Annotated in this window: 13 protein-coding genes; 7 read left to right on the forward strand and 6 right to left on the reverse strand. The window is 34.9% G+C overall.

Features of this window, described 5'->3' with window-relative positions; translation table 11 throughout:
- The 4 genes from RB618_RS18210 (at position 1) to RB618_RS18225 (ending at position 3,403) form a co-directional block, all read left to right on the forward strand.
- Positions 1 to 531 (forward strand): hypothetical protein, encoded by a 531-nt coding sequence (locus RB618_RS18210; RefSeq protein ID WP_308070066.1) that lies wholly within the window; start codon positions 1 to 3, stop codon positions 529 to 531.
- Positions 532 to 576: 45 nt separating this feature from the next.
- Positions 577 to 1,428 (forward strand): alpha/beta hydrolase, encoded by an 852-nt coding sequence (locus RB618_RS18215; RefSeq protein WP_308070067.1) that lies wholly within the window; start codon positions 577 to 579, stop codon positions 1,426 to 1,428.
- Between the two features lie 147 nt (positions 1,429 to 1,575).
- Positions 1,576 to 2,994, forward strand: a complete 1,419-nt coding sequence (locus RB618_RS18220) for an NAD(P)/FAD-dependent oxidoreductase (protein ID WP_308070068.1) — start codon at positions 1,576 to 1,578, stop codon at positions 2,992 to 2,994.
- 205 nt (positions 2,995 to 3,199) lie between these two features.
- Positions 3,200 to 3,403, forward strand: a complete 204-nt coding sequence (locus tag RB618_RS18225) for a hypothetical protein (RefSeq protein ID WP_308070069.1) — start codon at positions 3,200 to 3,202, stop codon at positions 3,401 to 3,403.
- A gap of 41 nt (positions 3,404 to 3,444) precedes the next feature.
- On the opposite strand, the gene RB618_RS18230 is transcribed toward RB618_RS18225, so the two are convergent.
- From RB618_RS18230 to RB618_RS18255, 6 genes are all read right to left on the reverse strand, one after another.
- Positions 3,445 to 3,693: a hypothetical protein gene (locus RB618_RS18230; protein WP_111369468.1), complete on the reverse strand. Its 249-nt coding sequence runs from the start codon at positions 3,691 to 3,693 to the stop codon at positions 3,445 to 3,447.
- 175 nt (positions 3,694 to 3,868) lie between these two features.
- Positions 3,869 to 4,888 carry a cytochrome c peroxidase gene (locus RB618_RS18235; protein ID WP_308070070.1) on the reverse strand — a complete coding sequence of 340 codons (1,020 nt, stop codon included), beginning with the start codon at positions 4,886 to 4,888 and terminating at the stop codon, positions 3,869 to 3,871.
- 351 nt (positions 4,889 to 5,239) lie between these two features.
- Positions 5,240 to 6,106, reverse strand: coding sequence for an MbnP family protein (locus RB618_RS18240; RefSeq protein ID WP_308070071.1), 867 nt, complete (start codon positions 6,104 to 6,106; stop codon positions 5,240 to 5,242).
- Positions 6,107 to 6,334: 228 nt separating this feature from the next.
- Positions 6,335 to 8,314 (reverse strand): TonB-dependent receptor, encoded by a 1,980-nt coding sequence (locus RB618_RS18245; RefSeq protein WP_308070072.1) that lies wholly within the window; start codon positions 8,312 to 8,314, stop codon positions 6,335 to 6,337.
- Between the two features lie 4 nt (positions 8,315 to 8,318).
- Positions 8,319 to 9,242 (reverse strand): hypothetical protein, encoded by a 924-nt coding sequence (locus RB618_RS18250; protein WP_308070073.1) that lies wholly within the window; start codon positions 9,240 to 9,242, stop codon positions 8,319 to 8,321.
- Between the two features lie 254 nt (positions 9,243 to 9,496).
- Complete coding sequence (locus tag RB618_RS18255) at positions 9,497 to 9,907, reverse strand: hypothetical protein (protein WP_308070074.1); 411 nt, start codon at positions 9,905 to 9,907, stop codon at positions 9,497 to 9,499.
- A gap of 483 nt (positions 9,908 to 10,390) precedes the next feature.
- Between RB618_RS18255 and RB618_RS18260 the strand changes: the two genes are divergently transcribed.
- From RB618_RS18260 to RB618_RS18270, 3 genes are all read left to right on the forward strand, one after another.
- The gene (locus RB618_RS18260; RefSeq protein WP_308070075.1) at positions 10,391 to 11,206 is read left to right on the forward strand and encodes an alpha/beta hydrolase; all 816 of its coding nucleotides are present in this window, start codon (positions 10,391 to 10,393) and stop codon (positions 11,204 to 11,206) included.
- A gap of 55 nt (positions 11,207 to 11,261) precedes the next feature.
- Entirely contained in the window at positions 11,262 to 11,579 is a 318-nt protein-coding gene (locus RB618_RS18265; protein WP_308070076.1) for a phosphoribosylpyrophosphate synthetase, read from the forward strand.
- A gap of 81 nt (positions 11,580 to 11,660) precedes the next feature.
- A complete protein-coding gene (locus RB618_RS18270; protein WP_308070077.1) occupies positions 11,661 to 12,293 on the forward strand; it encodes a hydrolase in 633 nt (210 codons plus the stop codon).
- Positions 12,294 to 12,317: the final 24 nt, after the last annotated feature.

Genomic DNA, 12,317 nt, shown 5'->3' on the forward strand with positions numbered 1-12,317 from the left:
ATGGAATCTTTTACAGAAAGTACCACAATAGCGACGATCAATGCTCCTCTGGAAAACATTGATTTAACGGAATGGCTTTTTACTTTAAAGGATAAAGAATATCAGGAATGCTCTGCTTCGCACATTGCAGCAGGAAACTCAACAGCAGAAGATGGACGGAGAATTTCTATAAATGTCGAACAGATTGCAGGAAACTTATTAATTCAGCATTATGTTGAGGATATTTCAAAAAGAAATCATTGCGCTGTAAATTCGCTTTCAGATTCTTTGTCGCCTCTTGGGCGCACCACTTTGATAATTAGGTGGGAACTGAAAGTTAAGAAACTAACTGATTCTTCTTGTGAACTTTCTAATCATGTTGTGATTTCGCTTACCGAACATTTTCTTCAACTGCTTGCAGGAGCTGGCGTTTCAGATTTAGAACCCGTTCGTATGGGTATGAAAGATAATTTGGAAGCACATAACAAAGAAGAGACGCCTTTGTTTGCAGCAAACATTCAGAAAAAAGCTTTGTCTGGCATTTGGAACTAAGACAAACGGAATCAAAAACAATTATAAATTTTTAATTTTTGAACAATGGAAAAAGGAAATACTTTGGTCAAGGCTGATCAATCTGAAACTAAATTTGCTTCTATTCAAGATTATAAAATTGCTTATCGAATTATTGGCAAAGGATTGCCCATTATTCTCTGCAACAGATTTCGCGGAAATCTGGACGATTGGGATCCAGCATTTTTAGATGCGTTGGCGCAAAAATATCAAGTTATTATTTTCAATTATAAAGGATTAGCTTCTTCAACGGGAACACCTCATGACACGATTTTAGGTTTTGGAAAAGATGCTATTGATTTAGCCGATGCCTTAAAAATTGACAAATTTATATTAGGCGGATGGTCATTGGGCGGCTGGGCAGCGCAAGTTGCAACAACAGAATTTTCAAACCGAATTACACATACCGTTTTAATAGGGACTAAACCTCCTGGAAAAGTCAATCATCCTTTGGAAGAAATTTTCATTAAAACAGCTTATATTCCTGAATATACAATCGAACATGAGACCATATTATTCTTTGAACCTGCCTCTCAAATAAGCCGAAATGCTGCAATAGAAAGCCACAATAGAATAAATAAAAGAGAAAATAAAGATCCGAAAGTCAGACCAGAACTTTGGGAATATTATGGCAAATCGCACGATGATTATTGGAATGATCCGTACAAAGCCCGAGAAAAATTAATGAAGATAAATATCCCTATATTGATTATTTCTGCGAATCATGAAGTTTGTTTTCCGCCAGAAAACTGGTTCGAACTTAACCAAAAACTGCCAACTGCAACCTTAATCACGATTGCTCAAACAGGCCATGGTCCGCATCACCAGTACCCAGAAATGGTTACTCGCTATATTGAAAACTTCATAGAATCGAATTAAAAAAACAAACAAAATACAATCTACTGATTTTCAATAAAATAATTACTTAATAATAAAAACACTCTAGCTTTGAAAATCAGTAGTTTAAATGCTTTTGTTGACGTAACTTTGCTGCCTCGATACTCAAAGTAAGTTATACAACAGATTATGTGGACTATATGCCATGAATGCCAAGGACAGGGCAAAATAAATCGCGGACTCAGTAAAAAAGCGCAACGCCTTTATAAAACGGAATTGGCTGCATATGAGAATAAGCAGAGTAACATTGCTCCGATACGTCCCAAGGCGCATCTGCATTTGTGTACAAATTGTTCAGGATCAGGACTAATTCAATCTGAAAAGTATCTTGAACCTGATTTCACAAAACCGCATGTTGCCATTATTGGTGCAGGTATAGGCGGCGTTGCTTTAGCGGTAGCCTGTTTACACCGCGGAATTCCTTTTACAATTTACGAAAGAGACAGCGACTTTGATGCAAGATCTCAGGGTTACGGACTTACTTTACAGCAAGCCAGTAAAGCCATGAAAGGCTTAGGAATTACTTCTCTAAACGGCGTAATTTCGACAAAACATATTGTACATAATACTGAGGGTAAAACATTAGGCGAATGGGGAACCAGAAAATGGCTGGAAACCGCCATTAAATCACCTACAAAACGCACCAACATACATATCGCAAGACAATCGCTTCGATTGGCACTTTTGGAACAGCTTGGAGGAAATAATAAGGTACAATGGGGACATCAATTAGTAAATCTAAGAGAATCTTTAGAAGGTGTTGAACTAGACTTTCAGACGAACGAAAATATAAAAACTGTAAAAGCCGATCTTGTTGTAGGTGCAGATGGCATTCGCAGCGCTGTTAGAAAATTAACAATTGGCGAAGAAACTACACCGCTCCGTTATTTGGATTGCATTGTAATTTTAGGAATTTGTCCTTTAAGTTCTCTCGAAGGGCTTTCTAGCGAACTATTAGACGGTGCAACGATATTTCAGACAGCCAACGGAAATGAACGAATTTATGTAATGCCCTATACTGCAGATTCTGTTATGTGGCAACTTAGTTTTCCGATGTCTGAAGAAGAAGCCAAAGAATTGAGTGCAAAAGGGCCTCAAGCCTTAAAAGAAGAAGCTCGCCGAAGAACGCAATGGCACGCTCCTATTCCTCAGATTCTAAAAGCAACGCAAGAAAATCTAATTTCTGGATATCCTGTTTACGATCGGGAATTATTGAGTGCAGCATTATTAGAAAAAAATCAAAATACTACTTTAATTGGCGATGCGGCACATCCGATGAGTCCGTTTAAAGGACAAGGCGCCAATCAAGCTTTATTGGATGCTTTAAAATTGGCTAGAAAAATTTCAAGAGATTGTAATGCAAAGTCAAAATGGAGAGAAAGAGGATTGAGAGAATCTGTACTAAACGAATTTGAAGCTGAAATGCTCGAACGCAGTTCAGCAAAAGTACAAGGTTCTGCAGATGCCGCAGAGTTTTTACATTCTGAAATTATACTTCAAGAAGGCGATGAACCGAGAGGAAGATGCCTTAAGAGAAAGAAAGATTAAAGATGAAAGATAAGAGATGAGAGACTAAAGATTAAAAACTATACAAAAAATGCTAAACAATATGTTTAGCATTTTTTGTATAACATTATTTTTCAATCTAATACATGCAAATTAAACAATAATTTAATATTATTTTATAATTAATTCTCATTGGTTATTTCTACTTTTATAATCTCATATACAAACAATTACAAATAATCACGTCATGAAAAATTTACAAATAAATTTCAGTCCAAACAATGAAACCTGTACTGACCGAACTTTGGTTTGTAATGGTGATAATAACGAATTAATATTCCGTAAAACTTATATAGGAGATTGGGGAGATTGGGACGATAAGCCAGACGATGCAATACAAGACAAGCCTCTTTATCTGGATCAAAATACAAGTTTTACAAGTGCAGTCTAAATCTGCGATATTAAGCATTACAATTGTATAGTTCTAGCAAATTATGCTAGAACACTAATTGTATTGCTTAAATTTTCTTTGTTTATAAAATCTAAAATAAATTCTTTCACTTCATTACTTGCTTCTGTTTTGGTTGCAAATGAATTAATGTAAAATTCATCGTCCTTATCGCTAATATGGATAATTTCTGTGTAGCCTTTGGTAATTAAACTGCCTTTTAACTTAATTACGTTTACCTGCTGCTTCCCGTCAAGCTCTTTGCGAACCTGTAATTTTATAGCTCTTTCCATATTCAAATAATTTTAAATAATTAACTATCATTCAGTTACTAAATTTAAAACATTTAATCTATCGAAATCAGATTTTAACACTATTCGCAACGTATTATTTATCAACATATTATAAACATTCCTTCTTTTTTACAAAAGAAATGCCAAATGCCAGTAAAATCAAGTCCTTTCGAGGTTAGTTTCCAGTAAAATCTTTGTCGCTCAGGCTTTTCATAAATGCAAGAAGATTCTCTTTTTCTTGTTCGGTAAGCGGAATTCTATTGCCATTATTCTTAAAAATCGGATCTAGATTCTCTGCTTCCAAAACACCATTATCAAAATAATCCAAAACAGATTTTAGAGTCTCAAACTGACCAAAACTTCCATAAGGCGCTGTATATTCAACATTTCTTAAACTCGGAACTCTAAAGCTCATAAAATCAGACGGAATTCCAGTAACTCTGCCTCTTCCTGCTTCATTAGAATCTGTATTTAAAGGAAACCCAATATTTCTAAAACTCTGGTCTGTAAACAATTCTGTGCTATGACAGTTGGCACATTTCTGCTGAAACGTTGCATAACCCGCCGCTTCACTTTCTGTAAATGACTGTCCTTCTTTTCGTTTTACTTTATCATATTTGCTGTTAGCAGAAATTAAAGTATATTCAAACTGAGCGATACTTTTATAAATTCTGTCGGGAGTAATTTCTTGATCTCCAAATGCTTTTTTAAATAACTCTTTATAAGAAGCATCGTCTTTAATTTTCCCTATAACTTCCAGAATCGAAGAATCCATTTCTTCATGGGTAATAATCGGCACTAAAGGCTGTGTTTCCAACTGCAGTCTGCTTCCATCCCAATTAAAGAACTTTAGAAACATCAAATTCTGAATTGGCGGCGCATTTCTAAGTCCAACTCTACCTTCAATTCCAATTGCTCGAGCATTATGATCTGCAAAAGCATTTCCTTGAATATGACAGCTTGAACACGAAATGGTATTGTCTTTACTAAATCTTTTGTCAGAGAAAAGTTTTTCTCCCAATTCAGTTCCGTATTTTGTAGGCTTGTTCAAACTCACATAACTGTTTACTTCTGGAAAATCAGTCGGAATATGCAATGAAAGCTCAGGATTATCAAAATAAGTGTCATCAGAATCACTACTGCTGCAAGAAGCAAAAATGATTACAATTATGATGAAGCCAAATACTTTTTTCATTTTAATGAATTTTAAAATAGAGCCGTCTTTTTAATTTCAGACGACTCATATAATTTAAATCAACAGATTAATTTAATTTGTCTATATCTGCTTAAATCTTTTAAAATCTGCGTGAAAAAAATTATGCGCAAAAATATTTCACGCAGATTTTAAAAGATTTAAGCAGATTTAATTAGATTTGTTTGATTAGTGTTTTTCAATAGCCCCTAGTTTTAACTAGGGGATTTTTGAAATGTAAATAAGCTAGGCTTTAGCCAAACCAACATGTTTAGGCTAAAGCCCTAATTTTGCTAAATTTATTCACCTCCATCTAAAGATGGAGGCAATTAATTTTGTACATCAAAGCTTAGTTTAGTTTTCTACGCTAGTAACAGAAAACATTCCTGAAATATCATTTGTTCCATTTCCTCCCAGATTATCCACAAATTTTACCATTTGCGCAGCAGTATGAACATTTGGAGTTGCATTATCGCCCATTCCTGTTCCTGTTGATAATGTAATTGTGTTGATTTTTCCGCTCAATAATTTATCAAAATCAGCTTTAATTTTGATTTTAGCAGCATTTTTTCCAACAACTGCATTTACAGTAAGGTTTAGCGTAACATCTCTATAGGCATTTACACCTTGTTTGTATGCGCCCTCTTCTCCGGCAACAGTACTTCCTGTGTGAATCGACATTGGTTTATTATCTGTATCATAAAAACCTTCCACTTTTGTAAAACGGTATCCTGTTCCCCACTCCCACATCATTGCTGTATCATTTGCTCCTGCTGCTGCATAGAATAGAGGAAATCTTGTCTGGTCCAAAGTGTTTTGTTCTGTTTTGATACCTAAACCAAATTTAATCTGTTTGTACGTTGCAGATGGCACATTGCTCAAAACATAACTTAAAGAAGCTGCTTTTGCCTGATCGATTACTGTTGCGCCTTTATCCAAATCATTTACATTGTAAGGCACTTCGCTTCCGTCATCTTTTATTAGACGAATATTGCTGATTACATATTTCACTTCAGAAAAATGATGAATTTGTCCTGCCGCAGAAGTATTTGTAGATGCAGAAGCCGAAGTTGCATCTCCTAAAACAATTGTCTTGTCTTTAAATGTATTGTTGAATTCCAACGTTAGATTGTTTGCTGCGGGACTATTATCATCATTTGAACATGATGCAAATGTTAGTGCTGCGGCCGATAATAAAAGGTATTTTTTTAAAGTTTCCATATTGTGATTTTAATTTATTGTGTTTTATTTTATTTTATTTTAAACTATTGAGTTAATTATTCTAACACATAGAAACATAGTTTGCTTAGCTTTAAAAAAGGCGTTTCACTAATTTAAATTCACATAGCAAACTATGTGTTAGAAACTAGTTTCTTTCAATTTTTCCTTTTCAGCATCAAAAAAATCTATGTTTCTATGTGTTTAAATTTAATTTTGATGGTCTGCTGATTAGAAATTCAATTTTAAAGACGTGAAAATATTGCGTCCCATTCTCGGGATATTTCCCCAATCGGCATATGTGCTATAATATTCGTTTAATAAATTCTCTGCGCCAATCTGTATCGTGCTTCTTACTTTATTGATTGTAAAAGAATAATTGGCAGAAATATTCCAGATGGCATAAGCTGCGGTCAAATCTTCTCCATATTCCGGACTGTAGTTAATCTGTTCAAAATCGCCATTGACAGAAGTCTGGATTCCGAAATTTTTATACATATAATGAAGCGAAGTCAAATAGCTTAACGGACGTATAAATGGTAGATTTCCACCTTTGTTATCCATTCCGCGTGCATACATAAGCGTTCCTTTCCAGTGCAGATGTTCCAAAATATCGTAACTCACATTGGCAGACATATTTAAAAGTGTAGCATAATCTAGAGAAGTATATCCTTTTACTCCAACCGACTGATAATTCATCGGACTTCCTAAACTCAAGATTTTACCAATAATGTAATTATCAATGTAGAAATAGTTTATTTTTCCCTGAATGCTTAATCTTTCGTTTTTAAAGCCTGCGCTTGCATTTCCTTCGTACGAAATTTCATTTTTCAAATTGGGATCTCCTATATAATCATAACGGTCAAAACTATTATAAATGTAATATCCGTAACCTTCAGAAACCGAAGGCGCTCTATGACCGTAACCCGTTCCTACAGAGAAATTAAACTGATCAATATTTAACTGGTAACTAGCATTTAAACTTGGCAGAAATCTTGTTTTTTCCTGAGGCGCTCCAGGATGAAAAATCCAGTTGAATTCTATATATTTAGAATAATTGTAATTTACTCCCAAAGAACCTCCTAGATTCACGGTACTTTTTTCCGAAAGTTCCCAAGAATTATTCATAGAAAGTCCGGCAAAACGAGTGGTAACCCAAGGCCAGCTGTAGGCAAACATCGTTCTTTCGCTTCTGTCTTGCGGATACATGCGCATTTCTGCAATCGACAAATTATCGTAAGCATTCAACTGAATTTCAGACGAATAATTATTTCTTTTTAAATTAGCTTTAGAAACCAATCCGTAAGTTGTGCTCCAGCCTGGCATATCCATGTGAACCAAATTTTCTGGTCGCGTTGTATCATCCATATAATGCTCGATTGCATTAAAATATACTTTTGTATCTACCACTCTAACCAATCCTTCTTCAAACAATTGTTTATAAGAAGCCGAAGTAATCAGCGCGCGCGAAAGCCACAAATCCATTGGCAAGGCAGGATAACCCACATTTTTGGCCATATCAAAAATAGCGTCCAATCGCAAAGATGAAAGATCACTTGTTTTATACGCCAATCCTAATGAAGTGTTGAATTTATTGTATTGCGAATGCTTCACTTCATTGTTATTTCCGTCCGAATAATTATCGGCTGTTCGGTACGAAATACTTCCATCTGCCACAAATTTAGTTCCCGAATAAGAGATATTTCCTAAATTGAAAAACTGCTTATTATTAAACTCAAAACCTGTTTGATACGCTCCATTCCATTTCTTTTGAAGACCAAACGGCGTGCTTTTTCTTTTTAAATCGATACTTCCCGCAATGGTAGATCCGTGCAGACTTCCCTCCTGTCCCGATTTAATATCAATTGCCGCGAGATTGTTGCTTTCTACATAAGACGTAATCGGATCCATTTTATCGGTACAAGCACCAAAAACGTGCATTCCGTCAATAGTAACCGTAGAACGTTCTGTGCTCATATTGTTCAACAAAGGTTCCCAAGCATAAGCTCCACGCTTTATAAAACTGATATTCTCCGATGATGATAGAAATTCATCAACAGAAACTGCCATTTTCATCTCGGTTTCAATTTTCTTTTTTTTGGCATTTTTTACGGTTACTTCTTCTAAGTTTTTGATGCTGTCGTGATGTTCATGCTGATTTTGAGCTGTTACAGACATTCCCAAAAAAAGCAGCATTATAATATATTTCATGTAATTAGAATAAAGTATCAATATATAATTCGCTTTTTACGCCTTCTACTCCAGGCGTATGATCCGTTGGAACTACGGTTCCTTTTACGATTAATCCGTTCTGATTCATCATAATTAAATTCAATGTCCAATTTCCTGTCATTGTGTAATTAACCACTCCATGATACAAACCATCGTTTTCCTGTATCAAATCCTTGTTATTTGGCGAAGAATGATTTCCCATTGAAGGTTCTGGCATTCTAGGATCAAGTTTTAAAGTATAGCCCACCACTTCTGAGTACGAAAACTGCGTTGGATCTGGAAAAGTTCCAGCAGGCGTTGTTGGTTTATTGTATTTGTAAATCCCAGCCACAAGCGGATTTTCTGAAACAGTAGGTTTTTGAGGCGAAATCAACGCGATTACATATTGTTCACCATCATTTCCTGCAAAAGCCGTCATGTTCAAATTTTTATTGGTTTGCTGTGCTACAGAAACATCTTTATTAATCTCATATTTTTGATTATCAGCTGTAAAACTGATATACAATTTCCAGCTTACAGTAGTTGAACTTTCGCCAGTAAAAACAGAATAACCACTGTAATATTTGTTAGTCGCATCATAAGCAAAATTATATTCATGCGGACATGAACTTTTGCTTCCGTCTGCATTACTCAAAATAGGAAGAAAAGTTACTGCAGAAGAATTCAGTTCTTGATTATTCTGCGTATTGACAATTTTTAAATGAAGCTCATTAAATCCTTTGTAGAATGTTCCGTTTAAGGCATCTATAGTGATCTTGTAGTTGCCGCTGGTAAACGAAACTGCTTCTTTAAATTCATAGTTTTCAGGAACTTCAGAACCGGTTTCAGCTTCGTAATCTGTTTTATCAATTGTACAGGAAGTAACCGCAAACAATAGTGCGACTATCCAAAAATTAAAAGATTTCATTTGATGATGTTATAAAAAACGTTTAAAATGTAGCGCCTTGCCATAAATTTTTGAATACCAAAAAAAGAGCCAAAATGCTGTGAATGTGCCAAAGAGATGGCAACGTAAATGAAAATGGAAGAGTTTTCCCTTTCAATTACAAAAGAAGATCGAAATTAATTTTAAAAGAAAAACAGATTGCAAAAAGCCAATCCAAAATTAGGATTTGGAATTTGGAGTTTAAAAATATTGGAATTTAAAACTAAAAATGACCTCTACACTAAACTGAGAGGAGGATGAAAAGTAAGATTAGAAGCCCCGATAGGTTTCTTTTCAAATAAAATTGAAGAATTCTCTTTTGATTCGATAACTGGAATTATGCTAAAATTGATTTCGGCAGTATTTTGAACATACACAAGCTCTAATTTGTCTTTTAGGCTATCCTGCATTTTTCGTTCGTTATCAGAATATTTTTTAATGCTTTTTTGAAGTTCGCAACGACCATTACAGCTATTAAAAGCTTGTTTACGCTGAACGCAGATGGTTTTAGCAATTTCTTTCTGATTGATTTTAAAAGAAGCATAAACGAACAAGCTGCCAAAAGATGGCGACAGAATTAAAATAGAAAGCGCTATGATGATTACCCTTTTCAATTGCTTGTTCAATAGTTGCTGGCAAAAGTACATACTATTTTGTATTTATTTTTAACTAATTCTGATTTTTTATTTGATCAGAGAACTTTCATAGCATTTGTAAAATAATGGAATATTCATAAAATAACGAAATATCGTAAATAAAAAAACACCCATTTTCCAGTAATCCCTTTAATATAAAGACACTACAAATAAGGCACGTTAATTGGCAATAGATATGGCATTCCAATAAACCATTTAAAATGCAACATCATATGAAACCAAAACTACCGCCTTTTCAGAGATCGAGATCCAGCCTTTCGGAGAAAAGAAAAAGTAAACTTTCATAGAAAAGACCTTAATAAATAAAAAATCGTGGTCATTTTTCACTTCTTAATCTAGGTTAATCGATGCAGATCTATTTCCGTAATAAGTTTGCATCAGAAACATCACAATAATAAACATACAACAAACCATTTGTTAAAAAACTAAATATAATTATACAAAATTCAAATATTAATCTTAAAATCAAAAACCATGAGCACATTTACAGTAAAAGACGGAACCGAAATTTATTACAAAGACTGGGGAACAGGACAGCCAATTGTTTTTCACCACGGATGGCCTTTATCAGCCGATGACTGGGATGCACAAATGATGTTTTTTCTTCAAAAAGGATACAGAGTTATTGCACACGATCGTCGTGGACACGGACGCTCAAGCCAAACTTCTGAAGGAAATAACATGGAAACTTACGCATCAGACATTGCTCAATTAGTTGAAGCTCTAGATTTAAAAGATGCTATTCACGTTGGTCACTCAACAGGAGGAGGTGAAGTAATTCGTTACGCAGCAAAATACGGAAAAGGACGCATCTCAAAAGCGGTTATTATTAGCGCTGTACCGCCAATTATGGTTCAAAGCGAATCAAATCCAGAAGGTGTGCCTTTGTCTATTTTTGATGAAATTAGAAACGGAACGGCATTTACCAGATCACAATATTTTTATGATTTTCCAATTCCTTTTTATGGATGGAATCGTGAAGGACAAATAGTTCAAGAAGGAATTAAGCAAAACTGGTGGCGTCAAGGAATGATGGGCTCTGTTTTGGCACATTACGAAGGAATTAAAGCTTTCTCTGAAACAGATTTTAGAGAAGATCTTAAAAGTTTAGACATTCCGGTTCTTGTATTACACGGAGAAGATGACCAGATCGTTCCTTATCATCAAGCACCAAAATCGGCTGCATTGCTGAAAAACGGAAAATTGATTTCATATCCTGGATTCTCGCACGGTATGCCAACTATAAATGCTGAGACCATCAACAACGATATTTTAGATTTTATCAAATAATCCATAATCACTGCCTGTAAAGGTTCATTTGCAGGTAGTTTAATGTTCTCAAATTATGAGTTTTTTTCAACAACCCTCTTTTGATACGGTTACAGAAGCTTTGCAATGGCTGAGTACACAAGGTTTTACAGAAAACTTTAATCTGGACTCTAATTGTATTCGCTACAATAACAATACACAAAGCATGTCACCAGAAGAATTCAAAATTGAATATTTATTCCGTTTTGAAGGAGACACCGATCCAGGAGACGAAGATATTGTCTATGGGATTAAATCTGAAATCTTCAATATCAAAGGTGTTTTAACAAGCGCCTTTGGAATTTATGCCGATTCGATTTCTTCTGAAATGATTAAGAAATTGTCAACTCATTAATCTTAAAAAAAACACGAAATATCGCTAATGATTATTCGATTTCATTAGCCTAACCAATTAAAAATCTTAAAAATAAATAGTATGAAACCATCAGTTAACTTATTATCACCAAACAATCACGCATTAGTATTAATTGATTTTGAAGGACAAATGGCCTTTGCAACGCACAATATTCCGGTAAGCGAATTACGTACTAATGTAGCAATTGTTGCAGGAGCATCTAAAATTTTTAATGTAGCAACAGTTGTCACTACAGTTGCAGAAGAAAGCTTCTCTGGGCCTGTTTTTCCTGAAGTAGAAGAATTTTACCCTATTGCAACTTCTGGCTACATTGACAGAACTACAATGAACACTTGGGAAGACGAAAATGCCTATAAAGCTATCGTAGCAAAAAACAAAAAGAAACTTGTTCTTGCTGGATTATGGACAAGCGTTTGTATTGTTGGACCTGCTTTATCGGCTATTGAGGAAGGTTACGAAGTTTACATTATTACAGACGCTTGCGGTGATGTAACTGCCGAAGCTCACGAACGTGCTGTGCAGAGAATGATACAAGCTGGAGCAATTCCTGTAACTTCTATTCAATATTTGTTAGAACTTCAAAGAGACTGGGCGCGCGAAGAAACTTACGGTCCTGTTACTACTTTAATGAAAAAATATGGCGGTTCTTACGGAATTGGTATTCACTATGCACATAACATGTTGAAACACTAATCTGACTAATTCATTTTATTATAA

It is taken from the genome of Flavobacterium sp. LHD-85 (genome assembly GCF_030929595.1).
GTDB lineage: Bacteria > Bacteroidota > Bacteroidia > Flavobacteriales > Flavobacteriaceae > Flavobacterium.